Genomic DNA, 23,228 nt, shown 5'->3' on the forward strand with positions numbered 1-23,228 from the left:
GAAAGACCAGGTCAAGCTATTCTAAGCCAGTGCCAATCTCCAGGTGCAGGCCCGGAACGGACTCGATGAGCTTGGCGGTGTAGTCCTGCTTGGGGTTGTTAAAGACTTCATCGGAAGTACCTTGCTCCACGATCTTGCCGGTCTGCATGACCACGATGTCATCCGCGGTTTGCCGCACCACGGCTAGGTCGTGGGTGATAAACAGGTAGGACAAGTCCAGCTCGCCTTGCAGGTCCGCGAGCAGGTTGATGATCTGGTTTTGCACCAGCACGTCCAGTGCGGACACGGCCTCATCTAGCACCAGCACCTCCGGGCCCAAGGCCAGGGCGCGCGCGATGGCAATGCGCTGGCGCTGGCCGCCGGAGAGCTCGTTGGGGAAGCGCCGCATGGCAGAACGCGGCATGGAAACCATGTCTAGCAGCTCCGCCACGCGGTCCTCACGGGACTTGCGGTTGCCCACCTTGTGCAGGACCAGCGGCTCCTCGATGCACTTGTAGATGGAATACATGGGATCCAGGGAACCGTAGGGGTTCTGGAATACCACCTGCATCTTGCGGCGCAGCGCGAAGAGTTCCTTCTTGGACATCTGGGAGGTGTCCCGGCCCTCGTAGGTGATGGTGCCGGAGGTGGGTTCAAGCAGCTGCAGCACCATGTTGGCCACGGTGGATTTGCCCGAGCCGGACTCCCCCACCAGCGCCAGGGTGGTACCCCGGCGCAAATCGAAGCTGACGTCGTCTACAGCCTTGAGGTTTTTCTTCTCGCCCTTCTGGCCGCGGATATCGAAGATCTTGGTCAGGTTGCGCACGGAGATGACCGGCTTGGAGTCCACCTCGTGGATAGCGGCACCGGTCTTTAGCTCCGCGGACTCCAGACCCGCCTTCTGCGCGGCCTGGATACGCGAGGACGCCAGCGAAGGCGCAGCCTTGACCAGGCGCTGGGTGTAGGGGTGCTGCGGGTCGCGCAGGATTTCCTGCGAGGGCCCGGACTCCACAATCCGGCCGCGGTGCATGACGATGAGCTGCTCGGCGCGCTCGGCCGCCAGGCCTAAGTCGTGGGTAATAAATAGCACCGCGTTGCCCAGCTCCTGGGTCAGGTGCCCCAGGTGGTCCAGGATGGTCTTTTGCACGGTCACGTCCAGCGCGGAGGTGGGCTCATCCGCAATGAGCAGCTTGGGGCGCGCGGCCAACCCCATGGCAATGAGCGCGCGTTGGCGCATACCACCGGAGAACTCGTGCGGGAACTGCTTGGCGCGCCGGGCGGCATCGGGAAGACCGGCTTCCGCGAGCAGCTCGTTGACGCGCTCGGCGCGCTCGGAGCCCGGCACCACGTTGTTGGCCTTTAGCGACTCCTCAATCTGGGTGCCAATGCGCCACACCGGGTTCAAGTTGGACATGGGATCCTGCGGCACCAGGCCAATCTTGGAGCCGCGGATATCCTCGAACTGCTTGTCCGAATAGTGAGTGATGTCTTCGCCTTCGAAGAGAATCTGCCCACCTGTGACCTTGCCGGTACCGGGCAGAAGGCCCAGGATGGACATGGCGGTGGTGGACTTGCCGGAGCCGGACTCACCCACAATGGCCACGGACTGGCCGGGGTAGATGCTCATGTTCACGCCACGGACCGCCTCTACGGTGCCGGTGGTGGACTCGAAGGCAATTTTGACGTCCTTCATTTCAAGCAACGGGGTGTCAACCATTAGCGGTTCCTCGCTTTCGGATCGAGGGCGTCGCGCACGGCGTCACCCATCATGATGAAGCTCAGCACCGTCAGGGCCAGGGCGCCGGCGGGGTAGAACAGGATTTGCGGGTCGGTGCGCAGGGAAGCCTGCGCCTGGGAGATGTCCCCGCCCCAGGAAACCACGGTGGGCGGCAGGCCGATGCCCAGGAAGGACAGCGTGGCCTCCGCCACGATGAAGGTGCCCAGCGCCACGGTGGCGTAGGAAATGATGGGGGCGGCGGCGTTGGGCATGATGTGGCTAAACAGGATGCGGAAGTGTCCGGCGCCCACGGAGCGGGCGGCCTGGACAAACTCCTCATTTTTCACGCTCATCACCGCGCCACGCGTAATACGGGCGATGCTCACCCAGCCGAACGCGCCCAGCACCACGGCCACCGTCAAGATGGTGCGGTGCTCCTTGAATAGCTGCATGACCACGATGGCGGCCAGAACCAGCGGGATGGCAAAGAATACGTCGGTAATACGGGACAAAATTGCGTCCAGCCAGCCGCCGAAGTAGCCGGCCAGGCCGCCGATGATGGAGCCCAGAATGGTCACGATGGCGGTTGATAACACGCCCACGAACACGGAAGCGCGGGCCCCGTAGATAACGCGGGAGTAGACGTCACAGCCTTGGCGGTTAAAGCCGAAGGGGTGGCCGGGCTGGGGGTCACCGAGTGAGTTGGAAAGCTCACAAAAGCGCGGGTCGGTGTTGGTAAACAGGCTGGGGAAAAGCGCCAACGCGATGGCGGCTAAAATCATGGCCCCGGCTATCCAAAACAGCGGGCGGCGGCGCAAGTATTTCCAGGCCTCACCCCACTGTGATGAGGGCGCGGACTCGTCCTTGACGGCATCGACAGCGCCAAGCCCTGTCTCATCCGTTTCTGCGATGAAGTGTTCTTGGCCGGGGCGGCGAACGGGGGTTTCGGGATTAACGGTCATAGCGGATCCTTGGATCGAGTACGGCGTACAGAAGGTCAACGAGCAGGTTGGAGATGATGTAGATCAACACCAGCACGGTGGTAAAGGACACGATGGTGGTGGGTTCACCGCGCAGGATGGCTTGGTACATGGTGCCGCCCACGCCGTTGATTCCAAAGATGCCCTCGGTGACAATCGCGCCGGTCATCAACCCGCCCAGGTCCGCGCCGATGTAGGTGATGACCGGGATGAGCGAGTTGCGCAGCACGTGGCGCATGGTCACCAGGCGCCCGGCTAGGCCCTTGGCCTTGGCGGTGCGCACGTAGTCCGCCCGCAGGTTTTCGCTCACAGACTGGCGGGTAAGCCGGATGACGTAAGCAAAGGACATGGCGCCCAGCACGATGGCGGGCATGAGCAGGGACTTGAAGGAGGCGTTCGCGCCCACCGTCACCGGCAGCAGCGACCACTTAATCCCCACCAGGTACTGGAAGACGAAACCGATAACGAAGGAAGGCACGGCGATAACGAACAGGGAGACCACCAGGATGGTGGAGTCGAAGATGCCGCCGCGGCGCATACCGGAGATGACGCCAAAGATGATGCCAAAGATGGCTTCAAAGCACACGGCCATGAACGCCAGCTTGATGGTGACGGGGAAGGCGTTGGCCATTACTTCTGTGACGGGTACGCCGGAGAAGGTGTTGCCAAAGTCCAGCATGAAGATGCCCTTGATGTAGAGCAGGTACTGGATTAAGAAGGGCTTATCTAGGTTGTATTCGGCTGCAATTCTGGCGCGAGCCGCTTCGGTGAGGCCGCGGTCGCCGCCAAGGGCTTCTACCGGGTCACCGGGCATAAGGAAGACGAGGGCGTAGATGAGTAGCGTGGCTCCGAAGAACACGGGGATCATCTGGAGCACGCGTCGCCCGATATAGCGCAACATGTGGTGGTCCTTTAAGTTAAGTCGGTGTGTTTGGGTTATTTAGGCTAACTATAGAAGTGTAGGACACTTTTCTAGTATTCGAAAGGTATTAAGTACCCACGCTCCCCGGCACCGGGGGCGTCCAGGAGCCCGGCAAAGCGCGCAGTGGAGTGCGCAGCGGTAGCACTGGCAAAGCGCGCAGCGGCAGCACTGGCAAAGTGTGCAGCGGCTTCAAGAGCCACATGCGCGACACAACAACGCTCACTGCGGAACCGGGTGAACTAAGACGCATGGTGAGTCCTTCCGATATGAAACGAATACCACCTTAGAGGCGGGGATCTCACACCACTCTACAGTGTGGTCCGGTTCATATAGAAAGGATTAATGCCCGGTTCCCTGGTCTGCACCCGTATCCGGGGGTGTGAGCCACGCAATAACTGCGCGGGCAAATTCCTCCGGGGCCTCTGCGTGCGGGAGGTTCTTGGTACCGGCTATATGCAGGGCGGAAATCACCCGCGCGCGGCGGCTAGCGCGCCTGAATACCGGAGCCCACAGCCCCTGGTTGGCATGGATAAACAACACGGGGGCGGCCACCTTCTTGCCCGCGCTAGCACGCGGCATGAGGGCGGTGAGTAGCCGGTGGTTCCAGACGGAGCCGCGGAGAGTATTTCCAATGTTGATGGCCACCTCGCGCAGCTGGGAAAGCTCCGGCATGGGGCCGGCGGTGTTGAGGCTGAGGTCTTTGCGCACCAGGAACTCCCGGGGTACGTACTTGAAAAGGGGCATGGGAAGCCGGGAGGCAGCCGCGCGGAGGATAAACCACACAAAATCCCACGGGCGCGCCATGATACTGCGGCGTAAGTCCTCCGGGTGCGCGCCGGAAATGGACACCACCGCCGCAACGCGTGCTGGGCGCTCTGCTGCCACGGCCCACGCCAACGCCGCACCGGTGTCATTGCCCACCAACACCGCCTGTTCGTAGCCCAAGGCCTGGATAGCGCCGGCGATATCCCCAATTAGCGTGCGCACATCCTGCCCCGGTTCAATGGGCGGCTTGTCCGACATGCCGTAGCCGCGCAGATCCAGGGCGGCCACGCGGAAGCCGGCTGCAGCCAGGGGCTCTAGGACGCCACGGTAGTCAAACCAACCGCCCACGGACCCGTGGATGCACAAAATTAAAGGCCCCGTTGCAGGGCCAGTAACGGCGGCGTGCAAACGCACGCCGCGGGTGTGGAGGAACTCGTGCGCCCAAGGACCAGGAAGCTCCACCACGGAGGGAGAGACCATTTTAGGTAAACAGGCCCTTGCGGGACTCCACCTGGCGGGTGGCCTTGCCCGGTACCAGGTCTTTCATCTTCTTAGTAGACTCAATGGTTTTTTCCGGAGCCTTAACCTTCTTAATCTGCTTGAAGCCCACCAAACCTAGGATAGCTGCCAGGACAACCATGATGAGGAAGACGATTAAGAAAGCTGCCCAGCGGTCTAGCCACTCTGCCAGCAGTTCTGCGAGGAAGAAGAAAAAGAAGAAGGAGCTATACAGTGCAACGGTGCCGGCAGCGCCCATAAGGCCCGCGCCAATCCCGCCCTTCTTTGCCGAGGCGGCAAGCTCAGTCTTGGCTAGCTCAATTTCACTACGCACCAGGCCGGACATTTGCTCCGTGGCGTTGGATACCAGGCGGCCGATGGACGCCTGACCCGCAGCGGAGGTGTCTACGTCGCGTAGTGGAATGCTGTTCGCGCGGGGCGCAAAATGGTCAGAGCCGTCGGTGTAGAGGCCGTCTGCGTCAACCGGGTGGCTGGTTGAACGGCGTGCTGGGGTGTTCCCTGGTTTAGTCACGGAGAACCTTCCTTTAAAGATTTGGTTTTAGTCTTAATATAGTCGCGTTAACTATCCTAGCTAATTATGCACGATAATGACCCGTTTGCCCCGTTTCTTGCCCTGCCCGGCGTTGCTGAATCTGCGCAACTGGCTGTGGAGTCCATCAATCGTGCCCACCGCTGCCCGGCCGCGCTGCGCCAGGCGGATGTCATCTCAGCCGAGTCCCTCCTGCGCGGCGCCCGCGTGACCGCCCCCGACATCCGTATAACCGCCGGCGCTGAGACTTCCGCGTACTCACTTCTGGCCCCGGAGCTTCTCACCACCACCGTGCGCTCTTATGCCCGCGCGCCGTTGAATTTTTTAGCCCGCGTGGACGTGGCCGCCGGCGGGCCGGGCACACCGGCCGCAGCCCACACCGAAAGCACTCGCGCCGGCCGCGCCCACTCCGAAAGCCCCCACTCCGAAAGCCCCCACACCGAAAGCGCCCACACCGAAAGCACTCGCGCCGAAAGTCCCCACTCCGGCCGCGCCAACGCCGAACGCGCCCGCGCCATTGCCCGTTTGGTCACCGGATATTCCGGAGCCACTTATGACCGCCTGGCGCCGGTGTTGGTCCACGCGGAGATAGCGGCGTTTCAGGTCTTTGGCCCGCGCAGCGAGTTGGTTGCTCGCGTTGCTGCCCGCGCTACAGCAAGCCACACGGGTTTTGACCCCCGCTGCCTGGCGGTACCGGAGACTTACCTCAACCGCCATGCCTCGGAATACCAGCAGGCGCTGCGCCGCTACGCTAACGGCCAGCCCACAGATCTGCTGGTGGTGTTGTTTCGGGCCTGGGAGGCCGGCGGCGTGGAGGCTGAGGGCATAGCCCGCGCGATGTAAAAGCCCCCGGCCTGCGGTCCAGTGCGCCCCGGCCAGCGCATGGACGTAGCTAGGCGGGCATGTGTTAAGAAGAACGCACCCAGAAGCTGGCGGGTCTTTTGGAAATCCACAGCGCGGCTCCCACGATGGCGGCCGCTCCAGCAACCACGGAGGCTCCCAGGCCAATCTCTTTGGCGTTGGGGATACTAAATAGGGGTTCGGGGTTTTTGAAGGTGCGGGTTTCCCAGCCGTGTTCGGTGGCGTGTTTCTTCATGGACCTATCGGCGTTCACTGCCACGGGGTTGCCCACTAGTTCCAGCATGGGGATGTCCGTTCCGGAGTCGGAGTAAGCGAAGCTCTGGTCAAGGTCAATCCCGTGTCTTTCCGCGATGTCCGTCATGCGCTGTGCTTTGGCGGGGCCTTTGCAGAAAAACAGGATTTCTCCGGTGAAACGGCCGTCTTTGACCTCTAGTTCGGTGGCAACTACCGCGTCAACGCCTAGCTCCTCCGCGATGGGGCGTACCAGGGTGGAGGCGGACGCGGAGATAATAACCACCATGTGGCCGGCGGCCTTGTGGAAGTCGATGAGCTCGCGGGCCTCGGCGTAAATCGCTGGCGTGACCACCTGGTGCATGGTCTCCGACACGATGTCAGCCACCTCTTGTTCGTCCCAGCCGGCCACCATGGCGGAGAGCTGGTCCCGGGTGGAGTCCATTTGGTCGCTGGTTTGGCCCACCATCATGTATGAGGCTTTGTTCACTGACATCTGCAGTGCTTCCGCTGGGGTGATGAGCCCGGAGTTCATGAATTTCTTGCCAAAGGCGAAGGCGGAGGAGGTGGCGATGATGGTTTTGTCTAGGTCAAAAAATGCCGCCACGCGCGGAGCCGGGGGCGGGGTTGGGGAGCCTGTTTGATCCTCTTTGGTCATCGCAGCCAATTGTAGCGCGCAATTTCTCGGTTGTCCGCGACCGCGTGGCCCAAAGGCTATGTGTCGCGTGTGGCGGATGTGGCGAAGTTATCCACAGGTACGGCCCCGCGGACGGCTAAATCCGGCCAAGAAGGTGATTTTTGAGCCTCCGCCGGAAAGTTATCCACAGGCCGGGAGAACGCGCTTGCCAGGCTTGACGCGGGCGGGAAGTATCCGGGATATGAATTCCTACATACTCATTGCACTGACAGACCAACTACTTCTCACCGAAGCCGCCCACGCGGCCGCAGCGGCAACCTCCGCCCAACAGCTGGAGGTTAAAACCAGCGCGGATCCCCGCGATATAGCCCGCTATGCGCCCAAAGCTAGCGCCATTGTTGTCGATGCCTCCACGGCCGCGCACGTGGGCGCGCAGGCACCGGCGGCCCCGGTGTATTTCCTCACCCCGGACCCGGGTCCCATTGAATACGAGGCCGCGCTGGCGTGCCACGCCCAGGAGTGTTTCCTTGTTCCCGCACAATCACCGCAGCTGCTAGAGGCGCTAGCTGCCACCAACACCCCAGGCGTGGCCGCAGCCAGTGCCTCCCAGGTCCTGGCCGTGACGGGGACCGCGGGTGGACTGGGGGCCAGCACACTGGCGGTATCGTTATCATGCGCGTTGGCGCCGGCCGCGCTGGTGGATGCCCGGGCGGGCGCTGGCGGTATAGACCTGTTGGTGGGCCTGGAACAGACCCCGGGCCTGCGCTGGCCGGACTTAAACATTGGTGCGGGCAAGGTAGACGGCGCGGATATCCACGCGGTGCTCCCGGTTTCGGCCGGCGGGGTAGCGGTGCTAAGCCACGCGCGCTCTACCGTCGATGACCCCTTTGAACTGCCCACCAGCGCCCTGGCGGCGTGCACCACGGCGCTTTCTTATCACCATCCGGTGGTGGTGGACGGGATGGACGTGGCCCCCTTCTCCCCGGACCACGTGGTGGTGCTCACCGCCGCGGAGGTGCGGGCGGCCGCTGCGGCCGCCGGGGTGGTGGCCACGCTGCGCGCGCGGGGCATTAACCACAGCTTGGTGTTGCGCCACCGCGGCTGGTCCTCACTGAGCACAGCGGAGGTTGAAGATGTGGTCTCCACGGACGTGGTGGCGGAAATCCCCACTCTCAGGCGCCTTCCGCGCCTGGTGGAAGAAGCTGGGCTTAACCCGCCTCTGCCGCGCCGGCTGCAGCAGGCGTGTGACCTGGTCCTGGCCAACGCGGGGTGGGCGTAAATGGACCGCACGGAGTTGGCAGCCAAGCTGCACCAGATGGTAGCCGCGCAGCCGGAGTTAGCTTGCCAACCAGCGGCGTTGGCGCAGCGGATTAGGAAGGAAGCCGGCGTGATTAGCGATGTGGACTTATTGGCCGCCATGCGGGTGTTGCATCAGGACACCACGGGCCTTGGGGTCCTGGAGCCGCTACTGCTCACCCCGGGGCTGACAGACGTGGTGGTCAACGGGCCCCGGGAGGTTTTCTTCGACCGGGGGCAGGGGTTGGAGAAGTCCCCGTTGACTTTTGACTCCGATGCGGCCGTGCGCCGGCTGGCCACGCGCCTGGCCATCGCGGCGGGTACCCGCTTGGATGACGCCGTGCCTTTTGCCGATGGCCGCCTGCAGCGCCCCGACGACACCGGGCTGCGGATCCACGCGGTGTTGTCCCCACCGGCCGCGCGCACCACCTTGCTGAGCATCCGCGTCCTGCGCCAGGCGCACACCAGCTTGGAGGCACTGACCCGGGGCGGCACGTTGACCGCGGAGATAGCCGGGATCCTGGGCCGCTTGGTGGGCAAGCGGGTTTCTTTCCTCATCGTGGGTGGCACTGGTAGTGGCAAGACCACGCTGCTGAGTGCGCTTTTAGCGCAGGTGGACCAGCGCGAAAGGATGATCATCATCGAAGACACTGCGGAGCTTAATCCGGATCACCCGCATGCGGTGGCGCTTACCGCCCGGCGCGCGAATACGGAGGGAAGCGGGGAGATTTCCATGGCGTGCCTGTTGCGCCAAGCGTTGCGTATGCGCCCGGACCGGATAGTGGTGGGGGAGATCCGCGGCGCGGAGGTGGTGGACCTACTGGCTGCCCTGAACACCGGGCATGAGGGCGGGGCCGGTACCCTCCACGCAAATTCTTTGGCGGAGGTCCCCGCCCGGATGGAGGCACTGGCTGGGCTTGGCGGGCTGGACCGGGCGGGCGTGCACTCGCAGTTAGCTGCGGCCGTGCGGGTGGTGTTGGTGGTCCGCCGCCGCGCGGATGGCCAGCGGGAGCTTTTCCAAATTGGGGTTCTTAGCGGCAACCCGGTGTCCGCGGAAGTAGCGTGGGATTCCGCCCGCGGCCCCGGCCCCGCGTGGCCTGCGCTGCAGGAGTTGGTCGCATGACTAACACGCTGATGACTAACACCCTGATGACTAACACCCTGAGCCTCCTGTTGGCAGCGGCAGCTTTGCTAGTCCGCGATACCGGGCACTTGCGTCGCCGCACGCCCAGTTCCCCTTTCCTGTTCCTGGCGCTGTGCGCGGTGGTTTTTGTGGTCACGTTGGCGTTTTTGCGGATTGGCCGGGTTTCGGTCTTGGTGGCGGCCGCTATCGCGGGGTTGTGTGCGGCCAAGGTTTGGCAGCGGGAAAGGGCGCACCGGGCGGCCCAGAAAAGGAACAATATCTTGGCTGGTTACCTGGGGATTTTGACTGCGGAGCTGCGCGCTGGGGCCACTTTCCCCACCGCACTGGCCCACGCGGCTGACAGCCTTCCCACGCACGCGTCTGAGGAGTTAAGGCTGCATCTGCGCGCGGCGGCGCATTTGGCGGCCGCGGATGGTGAAGTTGACCTGGCCTTTGGTCGCGCCGGCTTGCCTTCGCTAGCTGCAACGGTGCGGCTTGCCCGCCACCACGGGATAAGTTTGGCACCTTTGGTTGGGCAGGTCCAGACCCGCCTTGATACCGCCGATGCCCACAGTCGCACCACCGCCGCCAGCCTCCAGGGCCCCCGCGCCACTGCGCTGGTGTTGAGCTGTCTGCCGCTGCTTGGCTTGGCCATGGGCTCTGCCATGGGTGCTCACCCGGTGGCGTTTCTCACCGGCGGTGGCGTGGGCGGGTGGCTGCTGGTTGCCGGAACCGCGCTGGCTGGGGGCGGCTTTGTGTGGTCCCAGGCAATCATCGCGCGGGCGGCGGGGGCTAGCTCATGACAGGGGCGGTGTCCACGGCGGTCTTGCTGGCAGCGGCGCTGGTGGTGACCACGCTGCCTACCAGTATTAACCCCCGCGACGGCCCGCGTGCTGGGCTTACTGGTGGCCCCCGCTCCGGCCTGCCCTCCGGCTCCCGCGCTGACAGGTATGCCAGCGTGGCCCGGTGGTTGCCCTGGCTGCTTGCCAGGCGCCGGCCGGCCAGCCCGGATCTTACGGCGCTGGCCTTCGAGGTGGATCTCTTTGCGCAGTGCGTGGCCTGCGGCTTAGGTCCCGCGACTGCGGCTAGTGCCGTGGGGCGGGTGAGCACGCAACCTGCTTGGGCGCGCGCCGGGTCCCTCCTGGAGCTGGGTATCCCGGCTGCCCAGGCCTGGCAGCCGGTGCGTGAGATCCCCGAGCTAGCAGAGTTTGCCACCCTCATTGTCTTGTCCGAGCAATCGGGCGCGGCCCTTGCGCAAGGTGCACACCGGCAGGCGAAAGCCTTAAGGGGTAAAGCCGCAAGTGCCGCCATTGCCCGCGCTGAGCGCGCCGGAGTTTTTATTGCCCTGCCGCTCACGCTGTGTTTCCTCCCGGCCTTCATCATCGTGGGGCTGGTTCCCATTGTGGTCAGCCTGGGGGCAGACATCTTTACCTTCTGATCAGATTCCTACAACCCATCTTCAAACCAAAACAATTCAAATCAAACAAATCCAAAACAAGGAGAAATCATCATGAAAAAGTTCAACCTCAACCAGAAAATAACCGTGCTGCACATCAACACCTACCGCAACGCCTACCGCGCCTGGGGCGCGCTGCGTGCCGGACTTAGCAACGAGGAAGGGATGTCCACCATTGAATACGCCATGGGTTCGGTGGCAGCGGCTGCGCTTGCCGGAGTGCTGTACTTGGTGGTGTCCAGCGGCGGGGTCGAGGCCGCCTTTGAAACCATCCTCACCGACGCCTTGAACAATGTCCCTAGCTAGGAAGGCGGTGTGCGCCCGGCTGCGCGGGCTCGCCCGGGATGATTCCGGCAGCGTCAGCGTGGAAGCCGCGTTGGCTTTGTCTACGTTGGTGCTGGTGCTCATGGCCATGGTGGCGGCGCTGGTGACGCTGGGGGCGTATATCTCCGCGGTGGACACGGCCGGTGCTGCGGCGCGGGCTGCGGCCATTGGGCTGGATTACTCCCCGCCGCGCGGCCGCGTTTCCCAGACGGCTGCGGGAGGTCTAGTCACCGTTACCGCGCACATTCCTGCGCCGCTGGGGGAGATCTCCGCGCAAGCTATCTTCCCGGAAGAGTCATGAGCTGCCCGGCAACTGACTCCAGTTGCCGCAGTGGCCAACGCGGTCAGCGGCGCGGCAGCCAGCGCGGCCAGCGGCTAGTTAGTCAGTGCGGCCGGCGGTTAGTAAGCCAGCGCGGCCAGTGGCTAGTTAGTCAGCGCGGCCGGCGGCGCGGGTTGCCCGGGCTTGGCAGGATTCGCGGCGCAGTCGCGAATGACGCGGGCCATGCCACCGTGGTCACGGCTGGGGTCATCGCGGCGCTTAGCAGCGTGGTCCTGGGGCTTTTGGGCACAGGAGCGCTGGTGGTGGCCTCCCACCAGGCGCGCAATGCCGCTGACCTGGCCGCTACCGCCGGGGCTTTTGCCCTCTACCGGGAGGCCAAGCCCTGCGAGGTTGCCGCCGAGGTCGCCCGGCTCAACCGCGCGGAGCTGGCAGACTGCCAGCTTGAGGGCATGGATGTCACGGTCACGGTGCAGGTCAAGTCTCGCGCGGCGACCGCGCGTGCCGGGCCGCTGTAGGTGCGCGGGCGGAAAATGCGCTGGCGGGGCTTTTGGCGGGCGGTCAGTGCGCTGTAGGTGCGCGGGCGGGGCTTCGGCGGCGGAAAATGCGCTGGCTGGCGTGGCGTGGCGTGCGCCGGGGCTTAGGCCGTCATGGTCACCAGCGCGCCTAGCAGCGCGATGGCCCCGGCCTTGCTCAGCGGGTTGTTGCCGTTGCCGCACTTAGGTGACTGCACGCATGACGGGCAGCCGTCCGCACACGGGCAGGAGCGCACCGCCTGGTAGGTGGCCTCAATCCACTCGGGAAAGCGCCGGTAGCCTTCGTCGGCAAAGCCGGCGCCGCCGGGGTGGCCGTCGTAGACAAACACAGTAGGCAGCAGGGTGTCGGCGTGCAGTGCGGTGGATACCCCGCCAATGTCCCACCTATCGCAGGTGGCCAGCAGCGGTAGGAGCCCAATCGCGGCGTGCTCAGCGGCGTGGAGGGTTCCCGGGACATCGCCGGGCGGTATGCCAATCTCGCTCAGTAATGCGGGGTCCAAGGTGTAGGCCACCGCTCGGGTGTGCAGGGTTTGTGCCGGCATGTCTAGGGGGACATCGGCGGCTAGGGTGCCATCGGCAAGTTTGATTTGGTAGCCCACTACTTGGTCGGTGACCTCCACGGCCACGTTGGCCACCCACAGGCCGGGGGAGTAGTTTTCTAGCCCGTCTGGGTCTTCGATGATACGGATGTCTGTCACGGATTGGGCAACGGTGGAATACTCCGGCACCTCGGGGTGCGCCAGGGCCAGGAACTCCTGGAAGTCCAAGGAGTCGATGATAAAGGACTCCCCCTGGTGCAGGTACACCGCGCCGGGGTGGACCTGGGCGGCGGCGCGGGCGGAGTCCACCGTGCCCAGCATGCGCCCGTCCGTGGCGTCCACAATCATGACTTCCTGGCCGCTGCCGCTGCGCAGGGACATCTGCCGGTGCGGGGGCAGGGTAGTGGGCGCTGGGAACCAGCCGCGCGCGCGGTGTTTGAGCAGGCCTTCTGCGGCCAGGGCCGCCACTACTTTTTCCGCGCCTAGTTGGGTGACTTCTGCGTGCGTCAGGGGTTTTTCCAGGGCCGCGCAGAGAATGTGGTCGCGCAAAATATACGGGTTGGTGGGGTTAAATACGCTGGCCTCTACGGGTTTGCCCAGCAGGGCCTCCGGGTGGTGGACCAGGTAGGCGTCCATGGGCTCATCCCGGGCCACCAGTACCACGAGCGAGCCTTGCCCGCGCCGGCCAGCGCGCCCGGCTTGCTGCCAGAAGCTGGCCACGGTTCCGGGGAATCCGGCGGTGACCACGGCGTCTAGCCCGCCCACGTCAATCCCTAGTTCCAGTGCGGAGGTGGTGGCAACGCCCAGGAGATCCCCGTTGTCTAGGCGGCGTTCTAGCTCGCGGCGGTCCTCGGCCAAGTAGCCGGCGCGGTAGCTGGCAATCCGGTTGGCAAAATCAGGCCGGGCCAGCGCCCCGGAGAGCACTCTTTGGGTGCGCAGGGCCACGGTTTCGGCGGCGCGCCGGGACCGGACAAAGGTCAGGGTGCGTGCGCCTTGGTCCACCAGGGTGGCCATGATGTCTGCGGCTTCGGTAGTGGCGGGCCGGCGGACCGGGGCGCCGTTTATTCCTTCCACGCCTTCCATGAAGCCGGGTTCCCACAGCGCTACCGTGCGCGCTCCGGTGGGCGCGCCGTCGTGGGTTACTTCCAGGACTTGGCGCCCGGTTAGCCGGTGGGCGTGGATGGCGGGGTCGGTCATGGTGGCTGAGGCTAAAATCACCGTGGGATTGGCGCCGTAGTGCTGGCACAGGCGCAGCAGCCGGCGCAGTACCAGTGCAACGTTGGTGCCAAAAACGCCCCGGTAGGAGTGGCATTCATCGATGACTATGAACTCCAGGTTGCGTAACATTCGGGTCCAGCGTTGGTGCTGTCCAAGCAGGGAAACGTGCAGCATGTCCGGGTTGGTGAAGACAAAGCGGGAGGATTCCCGGATTCCGGCGCGGGATTCGGTGGGGGTGTCTCCGTCATAGGGGGCGGGGGCTACATCGCGCAGTTCCGTGATCCCGCGGATGAGTTCCATGACGGCGTGGAGTTGGTCTGAGCCCAGGGCTTTGGTGGGCGTGAGGTATAGCGCGCAGGCCGCTGGGCGGGCCGCTAGGCGCGTGAGAATGGGTAGTTGGTAGCCCAAGGACTTCCCGGAGGAGGTCCCTGTGGCGATCACCACATCGCGGCCGTTCCACGCCGCTTCAGCGACCGCAGTTTGGTGCGAATAAAGCTTGCCGATGCCCCTTTTTTCCAGCTTTTCACGCACCGGTTTCAGCACCCAGTCGGGCCATTGGGCGTGCTCAGAGGCCTTGGCTGGCAAGGTTTCCAGGTGGGTGAGGGTGGACTCCGGGAAACGCGTGACAAGGTGGTCGGATAGCTCTTGTCCCAGCCCCCTGGCCGCGGTTGGCTCACTCATCTCTACCCCCGTTTTCTTTGGTGAATTACCCCCTAGACTATCGCTTGGCGGGAAAACCTGTCACACTGGGTACCAGCTGATTGAAGTTCTCATGTACGTGCCACAAGCGCTCGCAACAAGATTTTTCACGGCAAGCTTCCAACAATTGGGTGCTTGTGGCATCAGCTGATTCAAAGATTCAATCAAAGGAAATAACAATGGCATTTGGTACCGTTAAATGGTTCAACGCTGAAAAGGGCTACGGCTTCATCACTCCGGACGACGGCTCTGAGGACGTCTTCGTTCACTACTCTGAAATCCAGGACAAGGGCTTCCGCACCTTGGAAGAGGATCAGAAGGTCGAATTCGAAATCGGCGAAGGCTCTAAGGGCCCCCAGGCACAGGGCGTTACCCTAGCCTAGTTCTCATCTTTCGCGGCTCATTGGTTAAATCCAGTGGCCGCGATTTTTGCGTTTTGGGCCCTGTGGGGCTCCCTTAACCCCTTAACCCCTTAACCCTAACCCGGCAGGCCGCGGGGCAAGCGTGCGGCCCAGGGTGCTGTTAAGGGGGTTAAGGGGTGGCGGCAAACCCGCGCCGGACATCGCGCCAGTTGAGGAAGGCGTTGATCCCGCGCTGAAGGCCGTACCCCAAAGCAACGGCAGCCAGAATACTCACGGCTATGGCCACGGCGGGGTTTCCGCCAAAGAGCGTGCCGCCTAGCCAGCCGATGGCCAGGGACTGGAAGGCCCAGATGGTAACGCCTACGGTGTCGAAGAAGAAAAACAGCGGCCACGGGTAGCGCATGGCCCCCAGCAGCACCGTCATGATGAGCCGGGCGGAGGGGATAAACCGGGCTATCACTATGGCGGCCCCCGCGTTGCGTTTCATGTTCCGGCGCACCCAGCCGAGGGCGCGGAAGGTGGAGGTTCCCGGCTGCGCACGGTTGACAAAGTGGATGAGCCGGGTGGACAGCAGGTAGCAGAGGTTATCCCCGGTGACGGCGGCTACTACTGCGATGATGAACATGGTGCGCAGGTCCGGGAAGCCCTGCACCCCGTACCACGTGCCCACCAAGTTGAGGGGGACCTCCGAGGGCAGTACGGGGAAGAAACAGTCGAAAAAAATTAACGCGCCCATGAGTGGATAGATCCACGTGGTGCCCATGACCGTTTCAATAACGCTCACAACGCTATCGACCACTGTCACTCCTTCCTGAAATAACTGCTAGGTGTTACGCGTGTTAAAGTAGCCCATCAATGTACATTACACCGGTTTAGCAGTTTCTTTCCCGCTGCTTTTAGGGGGAGTTCAGTAGACCTATTAGATACTGTGTAGTCTGAAAGTACTCTATAAGGAATAGACAGTGCGCGGAAGTGGCAAAATTTCTGCGTTCCATGTGCAGTAAATTCGCGTCTTGCGGTAAAGGAATGAAGTGGCAAAAGTGGCATCTGAAGCTAAACAGGGCAAAACCCTGGTGATCGTGGAGTCCGCAACCAAGGCTAAGAAAATTCAGCCGTATTTGGGCAGCGACTACATTGTTGAAGCGTCAGTGGGTCACATTCGTGACCTTCCTCGTGGTGCGGCTGATGTCCCGGCTAAGTTCAAGAAGGAGTCTTGGGCGCGCTTGGGTGTGAACCCGGAGGATGACTTCACGCCGCTTTATGTGGTGAGCCCGGACAAGAAGAAGAAGGTAGCTGATCTTAAAGCCAAGCTGAAGCAGTGTGACCAGCTTTTCCTGGCAACTGACCCGGACCGTGAGGGTGAGGCTATTGCCTGGCACCTGCTGGAGGTGCTCAAGCCCAAGGTTCCGGTCCGCCGCATGGTGTTCAATGAGATTACCAAGGCCGCCATTTTGGAAGCCGCTGAAAATACCCGTGAGCTGGATGTTAACCTGATTGACGCCCAGGAAACCCGCCGTATTTTGGACCGCCTTTATGGCTATGAGGTCTCCCCGGTGCTGTGGAAGAAGGTTATGCCCCGCTTGTCCGCTGGCCGCGTGCAGTCTGTGGCTACCCGCGTGATTGTGGAGCGTGAGCGGGAGCGTATGGCTTTTGTTTCCGCTGAGTACTGGGATTTGCAGGCCACTGTGGACGCCGGTTCTTCTTATACACCCCGTTCTTTTGATGCCCGCCTGGCCACCGTTGATGGCAAGCGCGTGGCCGCCGGCCGGGACTTCAACGACGCCGGTGAGCTTAAGGGCAAAAACGTCACGGTGGTGGGGGAAGCTGAGGCCAAGGCTTTGGCTGAGGGCCTGCAGGACTCCCAGATGTATGTGGCAAATGTGGAGCACAAGCCTTATACCCGCAAGCCGCAGCCACCTTTTATGACTTCCACCTTGCAGCAAGAGGCCGGGCGGCGTTTGCACTTTACCTCTGAGCGCACCATGCGTATTGCGCAGCGTTTGTACGAAAACGGCCACATTACCTATATGCGTACGGACTCCACGGCGCTGTCCAAGCAGGGGCTCGATGCCGCCCGTAGTGCAGCGACTAATAACTTCGGATCTGAGTACGTAGCCAGCTCCCCCCGTGTCTACGAACGCAAGGTCAAAAACTCCCAGGAAGCGCACGAGGCCATCCGTCCGGCGGGTGAATCTTTTGCCACCCCTGGCCAGCTTTCCGGCAGTCTGGACGCGGAGGAATTCAAGCTCTATGAGTTGATCTGGAAGCGTACGGTGGCCTCCCAGATGGCTGACGCGAAGGGCAATTCCGTTAAGGTCACGGTGGCGGGTACGGCCGTGACCGCTAATGGCACTCCGGAGGTGGAGTTTGCCGCCACCGGCCGCACGATTACCTTCCCGGGCTTTTTAAAGGCCATGGAAAATGATGGCACGCCAAAGGATGAAAACCACCTTCCTAACGTCCAGGAGGGCGATGGCCTAAAGGCCACGGAGGTCACAGCAGACGGCCACGCTACTAACCCGCCTGCCCGCTATACGGAGGCCTCCTTGGTGAAGAAGATGGAGGAGCTGGGCATCGGCCGCCCTTCGACGTACGCGTCCATTATTAAGACCATCCAGGACCGTGGTTATGTGCTCTCCCGTGGCAACGCGTTGGTACCCAGTTGGGTGGCTTTTGCGGTGGTGGGCTTGTTGGAAAACAACTTTACCGAGCTGGTGGATTACGACTTCACTTCCTCGATGGAAGATGAGCTAGACGCCATTGCCACCGGCAATGAGGACCGCACGCAGTGGCTCAACGCTTTCTACTTCGGTGATGAATCCGCGCGTGGGGACAAGGCAAACTCGATTGCCCGCCACGGCGGCTTGAAATCCCTCATTGACGTCAACTTGGAGGCTATTGATGCCCGCCAGGTCAACTCCATCAGGCTTTACACGGATGACCAGGACCGGGATGTGTTTGTCCGCGTGGGCCGCTTTGGCCCGTACATTGAGCGCCAGGTGGGTGCCACCGCTGATGGTTCCCCGGAGTACCAGCGCGCTAACCTGTCTGAGACAATTACCCCGGATGAGCTGGGTAAACCCTTGGCGGAGAAGCTCTTTGCTACCCCGCAGGGCGGTCGTGAGCTGGGGGAGAACCCGGCTAATGGCCGTATGGTGGTGGCCAAGGATGGCCGCTTTGGCCCTTATGTCACGGAGGTTGTGCGCGAAGATGAGCGCGCCCGTGCGGAGTCTGAGGCGGAGGAAGTGGTGGCCAAAGAGCGCGCCGCGGAAGACGCTCAGCGCGCCGCTGAGGGCAAGCGGGCTAAGAATTGGGAGACTAAGACCGCCGCTAAGCAGAAGGAAAAGCGGGTGGCGGAGTATATCGATGAATCGCTGCGCCCAAAGACGGCGTCTTTGTTTAGCTCCATGGAACCGGGCACGGTGACTCTTGAGGAAGCGCTGAAGTTACTGAGCCTGCCGCGTGAGGTGGGCACTGATGACGACGGCGCGGTAATCACCGCTCAAAATGGTCGTTACGGCCCGTACTTGAAGAAGGGTACGGATTCCCGCTCTTTGGCTAATGAGGATCAGATTTTCACCATCTCGCTTGATGAGGCCCGCCGTATCTACGCTGAGCCCAAGCGCCGTGGCCGTGCCGCTGCGCAGCCGCCGCTCAAGCAGCTGGGTGATAACGACGTCTCCGGCAAGCCGATGACCGTCAAGGACGGCCGTTTTGGCCCGTATGTCACTGACGGCACCACGAACGCCTCGCTTCGCCGTGGTGATGATCCGGCTGCTCTTACCGATGCCCGCGCTAACGAGTTGCTCTCCGAGCGCCGCGCCAAGGAGGCCGCCGGCGGTAGCGCCCCGAAGAAGCGCGCGACGAAGAAGGCCACCAAGAAAGCGACCAAGAAGGCGACCAAGAAGGCCACCAAGAAGGCGACCAAGAAAGCGACCAAGAAAGCGACCAAGAAGGCGACCAAGAAAGCGACCAAGAAGGCGACTAAGAAGGCGACGAAGAAGGCCACCGCCAAGTAGCCAAAAGGAAAAGGAGCGCGAACCCGCGCTCCTTTTTCTTGCACTTCAGGTCACCTGCAAAGTGCGCGGTGGCCTTAAGGCTGCGGTGTGCCGGTGCGGCCATACGCCAGGCGCCTGTGCACCCACTCGAACGGTCCCGGCTTGCCGGCCACCTCTAGCGCCCACGCCAGTCCCAGGGAGGCCAGCCACACGCCAAAGGCGTAGGCTGCCATTCCAAAGGCGTCTAGGTCCAGGCCCAGGAAGAACCCGTAGGCCAGCACTGCGAACGCGAAGGATTGGAACAGGTAGCCGCTCATGGAGCGCTTGCCCAGCGCTGCCGGTACGGCCAACCAGATGGGCACCGCCGCGCCGGCCCACACGGCCTTTTGACGGCGGTTTAAAAGCAACGCCAGGCCGGCCAGGATTCCGGGGCCGGTGAGCAAACCAAGTGATTGGTTAAGCGTGAGAGTCACGGCTTCCACGGTAGGCGGCAGGACATCTAGTGCTGCCAGCCCCCATGGGACGCCCACGCCCACGGCAACTACCGCGGCGATGGTGGCCCAGATACCCAGCTCGCGCCGGTGCTCATCCGGGTTGGCCAGCACGCCGCGCCTGGCCCACACAAAGCCGATGATCATCAAAGGCATGAGCTGGAATACAAACAGGGGCAGAGCTAGTAGCTGGAGTAGGAAAAATCCCCCGTTGTATAAGACAAGTATTCCGTAATTTTGCGAGTCCACTCCCAGACCTTCAGCGGAGACAAGTTGGCTGGAGTCTTCGACAAGGCTTGAAAAGCTGGACAAAATGATCCCGCCTGTTGAACCGATTGCTAGCCCGGTGTACGCAATCGCCAGCAAGGTGGAGTTTTTCAACATAAATAACAACCCGAAGGCCACGCCACATATCCCGTAGAGGAACATGATGTCACCGTGGAAGATGAATATGCAGTGTATAGCGCCAAACAGCGCCAGGAATGCATAGCGTTTCATTACAACTGTGCGGGCGCGCTGCGCTGGGTACTGGCGCTTCCACAGGCTCATCATTATGAGCCCGATGCCAAATCCCAGCAGCGTGGAGAACATAGGCAGGCCGCGCACGTGGGTGGTCACGGCGGTTGCTAGTACCGTCGCGTCATCAAGGCCGCTGTGCGCTCCGCCAAAGAAGTCTGCGCGCTCATCCACATCATCGGTAAACCAGGCGGTGGGGGCATTGGCCATGGCAATCCCCAGCAGCGCCAGGCCGCGGGCTACGTCAGGAACTAAAAGTCTCATGCCCCGAAGATACCAGTAGCATTACAGGGGGCGTCCCTATCGTAATTTGATGTCCTGAAGACGGGTTTGAACGCGATCAGCAGACTTTCTACATTTGGATCTTGAGCGACACGTTAGGGTTTACATCTAGCGACAGGAAAGACGTTCCGGGGTTGGTCCGTGTGGGGCTGTTGGAGAAGTCTTCCACTGGGGCGTAGAAGCGCGGTACAAGCGCGCACCGCTAGTTGCTTAGGGCCGGCGCGGGATAACGCAGCGGGTCTTTCCGCATCTAGAAAGTGGCAGGTTTCGCGAGATTTTGGCCGTTACATTGGCTGTGGCGGGATTGCCTGGGAGGCATTGTTCTGCGTGGCCGGGGCATGGGGGTTGCTCGTAAGCTGTGGGGTCCCCGCTGGGCCGTAGGACAAGCGGCGGTGCAGGATTTCAAAGGGGCCGCGCCATCCGGCCATTTCCCATCCCCATGCCAGCGCCAGGGAGATGACCCAAATTGTGGTGGCCACCACGGCCATTCCAAAGGCGTCTAGGTCCAGCCCCAGCATGAACGGGTAGGCCACCACGGCAAAGGCCAGCGATTGGAAGATGTAACCGCTCATGGAGCGTTTGCCCAAAGCTGCCGGGATACGCAGGGCTAGCGGCACCCGCGCACCCGCGTTCACCCGCTCCTGAGTCTTATGCAATATCAGGGTCAGGAAGGCCAAAATGGCGGGGCCGGTCAGGACTCCGGCGTAGAGGTTCAAGATTTCAAACGCTAAATAGATGTTTTCCGGAAGTACTCCGATGGCACCAAGGCCCCACGGGATTCCCACCCCAAACGCGATAATCGCGCCAAGTACTAGCCAGGTGTAGAGCTCCCGGCGGTGTTCGGTGGGGTTGGTGAGGGTGCCCTGGCGTGCCCATACGAACCCAATGAGCATGACCGGCACAATATCCCAGGCCATTAGTGGCAGGACGAAAATCGCCAGAAGCGTGGCCAAAAAATTCTCCAACACAAGTCCACCGTAGGTGTCGGGGTGAGGCTCAATTAGGTCAAGCAAGCCGGATTGTGGGATTTCTTCGAGAGACCCGCCGGATAGGGCTGCCAAGAGGATTGACCCCACCACCGAGATGGTTAGGATGGCGTAGGCAAATCTTTTCAGAACTTTGTTGGAGACGGTAAGCAAGGCGGCAAAAAGCATCCCGCACATCCCGTAGTAGAACATGATGTCCCCGACAAAGATGAAGGTGCTGTGGAGGGCTCCGAGCACCGCCAGGAAACCGTAGCGCTTGAGTAGAACCTTTCGCGCCTGGGGCAGTGGAAAGCCCTTCTTCCACAGGCTCAAGGCAATGAGCCCAATGCCAAACCCTAGCAGCGTGGAGAACATGGGTAGTCCGCGCATGTGGGTGGTCACTGCGGTGCCTATCACCGTGGCGTCATCGAGGGTGGTGGTGGCGCCGCCGAAGAAGTCGGCGCGCTCTGTCTTATCATCTATAAACCATACGGTCGGAGCATTTGCCAGCGCTATACCTAACAAAGCTAAACCGCGTGCAACGTCTGGAACCAATAGTCTCATGCCTCGAAGATACCAGCGCGGACCGCGCCTGGCAGCGTCCAGCGTGGGACCCCGGATCCGCTGCAGCTTCCAACGGGAGATTGCCGTGCAGTTACCCGCAGGTGTCACTCCAGGATTGGAAATGCCCAAGATGAGAGAGAACGCGTCACTTGAGCAATTGTTTCTTTTTGGCTCGCTGTGGATTCAGCGATTTGAATGACCATGTTAATTGCAGACTGATTCGAAGGAGGGCGGATTTCAATTTTCTGACAGCGAAGAAATGCCAGACTAAGTTCGTAGCCCGTACGTTTATTTCCATCGATGAAGGCATGTGCCTTAACGATTTTGTAGAGCAACGCAGCGGCTTACTCAAATACAGTGGGGTAGGCGAATTCTCCACCGAAACTTTGAAATACAGAGTTTAATGCGCTGCGAAGGCCTCCTTCATCGCGTAACGCATAGCCAGCGTATGGTTCCGGACGTTTAGAGCATCTTTTGTTGATCTCGATTGTTTTGGATACAAGATGCTCCAATTCATCTTTGGTCAACATCAGATGTATGCCAGCCCACGAAGTATGTCGCGGTGCTGATCCTCTATTTCGTCGAGGTGCTCCTCAAGTTGGTCCAGAGATATCTTTGGAATATAAGTAGGAAGTTGAGGTGTAATTTCCGGGGAGTAAAGTCGCTGTGCAAATTCTTTGAAGATGTCAGCTAAGGATATGGGGTTTGAAGAGGCAGCATCAGGGGAAAGCTCACCGCGGGCCTTCCGCCACGCCAAGCCGTGACTAAGCTCAGACATTCCATCGGCCCCAAATGCTGGTTTATTCTGGTAAAATTCCTCCACCATTTTGATCACCCGACGTTCGTATTCGCTCAGATTGTCCGAGTTTCCGGCGTCGATCCGAGTTACCCGGTTTCCGGCCACTCTTCGGCAACGGCGCAGTTGGGGACTTACAGGGCCGTGCTTCCAAGCTTCCATTTCGTCGGGAAATAACGGCTGTCCAGTCCAAGCGGTGTGCCACCCTTGGGCGAAGAAGCACAGCTTGTGGAGTTCGATCTCCGTTAGATCGGGACGGAGTTTCAGTAGGTATTGAGAGACGTCAAATATGTTGGCCATTGCCAGCCTCCTTATCGAGGTGGTAGCAAAAATTATCCAATAATTTTTGGGGTTTAAATCTAGACCCTAGCCAAGGTGTTGCAGATCTGCAAGGGTTGCTGGCATACGCAGCGTAGTCTGTTTGTCGAGTTGCCACGCTCCAGTCGTAGATCTGGGGATTGTTTTCGGAACCTGTTGGTCCCGCTTTTTGATGAAGGCATGTATCCAATTTTGCTGTCTGATAATTCCGCTTCGGTAGAGTCCCGTAGAGTGGTGCGGCGTTGCACACAAAGGAGTTTGCTGAGTGGTCCAGGAGTGCAGATGCAGTTAAAGCTGTTCTTGATGGGGCGACTGGACTAGGCCAAGT

At 61.5% G+C, this 23,228-nt stretch carries 23 protein-coding genes; 10 read left to right on the forward strand and 13 right to left on the reverse strand.

Annotated elements, in window-relative coordinates:
* Nucleotides 1–16: 16 nt before the first annotated feature.
* The 6 genes from F4V58_RS00680 to F4V58_RS00700 all read right to left on the reverse strand — a co-directional run bounded on the left by F4V58_RS00680 (nt 17) and on the right by F4V58_RS00700 (nt 5,393).
* The gene (locus F4V58_RS00680; RefSeq protein WP_075732494.1) at nt 17–1,696 is read right to left on the reverse strand and encodes a dipeptide ABC transporter ATP-binding protein; all 1,680 of its coding nucleotides are present in this window, start codon (nt 1,694–1,696) and stop codon (nt 17–19) included.
* A complete protein-coding gene (locus F4V58_RS00685; RefSeq protein WP_075732496.1) occupies nt 1,696–2,658 on the reverse strand; it encodes an ABC transporter permease in 963 nt (320 codons plus the stop codon). The genes F4V58_RS00680 and F4V58_RS00685 overlap by 1 nt, the downstream gene beginning before the upstream one ends.
* Nucleotides 2,648–3,577, reverse strand: a complete 930-nt coding sequence (locus F4V58_RS00690; RefSeq protein WP_075732498.1) for an ABC transporter permease — start codon at nt 3,575–3,577, stop codon at nt 2,648–2,650. Before F4V58_RS00690 ends, F4V58_RS00685 begins: the two co-directional genes overlap by 11 nt.
* 71 nt (nt 3,578–3,648) lie before the next feature.
* Entirely contained in the window at nt 3,649–3,798 is a 150-nt protein-coding gene (locus F4V58_RS12380; RefSeq protein ID WP_157105745.1) for a hypothetical protein, read from the reverse strand.
* 139 nt (nt 3,799–3,937) lie between these two features.
* Complete coding sequence (locus F4V58_RS00695; protein ID WP_075732500.1) at nt 3,938–4,843, reverse strand: alpha/beta fold hydrolase; 906 nt, start codon at nt 4,841–4,843, stop codon at nt 3,938–3,940.
* A gap of 1 nt (nt 4,844) precedes the next feature.
* Complete coding sequence (locus F4V58_RS00700) at nt 4,845–5,393, reverse strand: phage holin family protein (RefSeq protein ID WP_075732502.1); 549 nt, start codon at nt 5,391–5,393, stop codon at nt 4,845–4,847.
* Nucleotides 5,394–5,459: 66 nt separating this feature from the next.
* Between F4V58_RS00700 and F4V58_RS12385 the strand changes: the two genes are divergently transcribed.
* Nucleotides 5,460–6,254 (forward strand): hypothetical protein, encoded by a 795-nt coding sequence (locus tag F4V58_RS12385; RefSeq protein WP_075732504.1) that lies wholly within the window; start codon nt 5,460–5,462, stop codon nt 6,252–6,254.
* A 64-nt stretch (nt 6,255–6,318) separates the two neighbouring features.
* Here the strand turns inward: F4V58_RS12385 and F4V58_RS00710 are convergent, their stop codons facing one another.
* Complete coding sequence (locus tag F4V58_RS00710; protein WP_075732506.1) at nt 6,319–7,161, reverse strand: HAD family hydrolase; 843 nt, start codon at nt 7,159–7,161, stop codon at nt 6,319–6,321.
* Nucleotides 7,162–7,381: 220 nt separating this feature from the next.
* Between F4V58_RS00710 and ssd the strand changes: the two genes are divergently transcribed.
* The 7 genes from ssd to F4V58_RS00745 all read left to right on the forward strand — a co-directional run bounded on the left by ssd (nt 7,382) and on the right by F4V58_RS00745 (nt 12,134).
* Nucleotides 7,382–8,419, forward strand: coding sequence for a septum site-determining protein Ssd (gene ssd, locus F4V58_RS00715; RefSeq protein WP_075732508.1), 1,038 nt, complete (start codon nt 7,382–7,384; stop codon nt 8,417–8,419).
* Nucleotides 8,420–9,559 carry a TadA family conjugal transfer-associated ATPase gene (locus tag F4V58_RS00720; protein ID WP_075732511.1) on the forward strand — a complete coding sequence of 380 codons (1,140 nt, stop codon included), beginning with the start codon at nt 8,420–8,422 and terminating at the stop codon, nt 9,557–9,559.
* Complete coding sequence (locus F4V58_RS00725) at nt 9,556–10,362, forward strand: type II secretion system F family protein (RefSeq protein ID WP_084559619.1); 807 nt, start codon at nt 9,556–9,558, stop codon at nt 10,360–10,362. Before F4V58_RS00720 ends, F4V58_RS00725 begins: the two co-directional genes overlap by 4 nt.
* Complete coding sequence (locus tag F4V58_RS00730) at nt 10,359–10,997, forward strand: type II secretion system F family protein (RefSeq protein ID WP_084559620.1); 639 nt, start codon at nt 10,359–10,361, stop codon at nt 10,995–10,997. The genes F4V58_RS00725 and F4V58_RS00730 overlap by 4 nt, the downstream gene beginning before the upstream one ends.
* Nucleotides 10,998–11,069: 72 nt before the next feature.
* Nucleotides 11,070–11,321, forward strand: a complete 252-nt coding sequence (locus F4V58_RS12790) for a DUF4244 domain-containing protein (RefSeq protein WP_084559621.1) — start codon at nt 11,070–11,072, stop codon at nt 11,319–11,321.
* Nucleotides 11,308–11,640, forward strand: coding sequence for a hypothetical protein (locus F4V58_RS00740; RefSeq protein ID WP_084559622.1), 333 nt, complete (start codon nt 11,308–11,310; stop codon nt 11,638–11,640). The genes F4V58_RS12790 and F4V58_RS00740 overlap by 14 nt, the downstream gene beginning before the upstream one ends.
* Nucleotides 11,637–12,134, forward strand: coding sequence for an Rv3654c family TadE-like protein (locus F4V58_RS00745; protein WP_084559623.1), 498 nt, complete (start codon nt 11,637–11,639; stop codon nt 12,132–12,134). Before F4V58_RS00740 ends, F4V58_RS00745 begins: the two co-directional genes overlap by 4 nt.
* A 122-nt stretch (nt 12,135–12,256) precedes the next feature.
* Here the strand turns inward: F4V58_RS00745 and F4V58_RS00750 are convergent, their stop codons facing one another.
* Nucleotides 12,257–14,590 (reverse strand): DEAD/DEAH box helicase, encoded by a 2,334-nt coding sequence (locus F4V58_RS00750; RefSeq protein WP_075732513.1) that lies wholly within the window; start codon nt 14,588–14,590, stop codon nt 12,257–12,259.
* A gap of 197 nt (nt 14,591–14,787) precedes the next feature.
* Between F4V58_RS00750 and F4V58_RS00755 the strand changes: the two genes are divergently transcribed.
* On the forward strand, nt 14,788–14,991 hold the full coding sequence (locus tag F4V58_RS00755; protein WP_075732515.1) for a cold-shock protein: 204 nt from the start codon (nt 14,788–14,790) through the stop codon (nt 14,989–14,991).
* A 148-nt stretch (nt 14,992–15,139) separates the two neighbouring features.
* On the opposite strand, the gene F4V58_RS00760 is transcribed toward F4V58_RS00755, so the two are convergent.
* Nucleotides 15,140–15,769 carry a DedA family protein gene (locus F4V58_RS00760; protein ID WP_075732517.1) on the reverse strand — a complete coding sequence of 210 codons (630 nt, stop codon included), beginning with the start codon at nt 15,767–15,769 and terminating at the stop codon, nt 15,140–15,142.
* Between the two features lie 241 nt (nt 15,770–16,010).
* Here F4V58_RS00760 and topA point away from each other — a divergent pair, with 241 nt between their 5' ends.
* Nucleotides 16,011–18,989, forward strand: coding sequence for a type I DNA topoisomerase (topA, locus tag F4V58_RS00765; protein WP_075736333.1), 2,979 nt, complete (start codon nt 16,011–16,013; stop codon nt 18,987–18,989).
* A gap of 74 nt (nt 18,990–19,063) precedes the next feature.
* On the opposite strand, the gene F4V58_RS00770 is transcribed toward topA, so the two are convergent.
* The 4 genes from F4V58_RS00770 to F4V58_RS00785 form a co-directional block, all read right to left on the reverse strand.
* Nucleotides 19,064–20,239 carry a DUF418 domain-containing protein gene (locus F4V58_RS00770; protein WP_075732519.1) on the reverse strand — a complete coding sequence of 392 codons (1,176 nt, stop codon included), beginning with the start codon at nt 20,237–20,239 and terminating at the stop codon, nt 19,064–19,066.
* A 302-nt stretch (nt 20,240–20,541) separates the two neighbouring features.
* Nucleotides 20,542–21,786, reverse strand: coding sequence for a DUF418 domain-containing protein (locus F4V58_RS00775; RefSeq protein ID WP_075732521.1), 1,245 nt, complete (start codon nt 21,784–21,786; stop codon nt 20,542–20,544).
* Nucleotides 21,787–21,890: 104 nt separating this feature from the next.
* Nucleotides 21,891–22,121 (reverse strand): type II toxin-antitoxin system death-on-curing family toxin, encoded by a 231-nt coding sequence (locus F4V58_RS12990; protein ID WP_075732523.1) that lies wholly within the window; start codon nt 22,119–22,121, stop codon nt 21,891–21,893.
* A gap of 194 nt (nt 22,122–22,315) precedes the next feature.
* Complete coding sequence (locus F4V58_RS00785) at nt 22,316–22,882, reverse strand: Panacea domain-containing protein (RefSeq protein WP_075732525.1); 567 nt, start codon at nt 22,880–22,882, stop codon at nt 22,316–22,318.
* Nucleotides 22,883–23,228 lie beyond the last annotated feature (346 nt).

Source organism: Corynebacterium phocae (assembly GCF_008693075.1).
Lineage (GTDB): Bacteria > Actinomycetota > Actinomycetes > Mycobacteriales > Mycobacteriaceae > Corynebacterium > Corynebacterium phocae.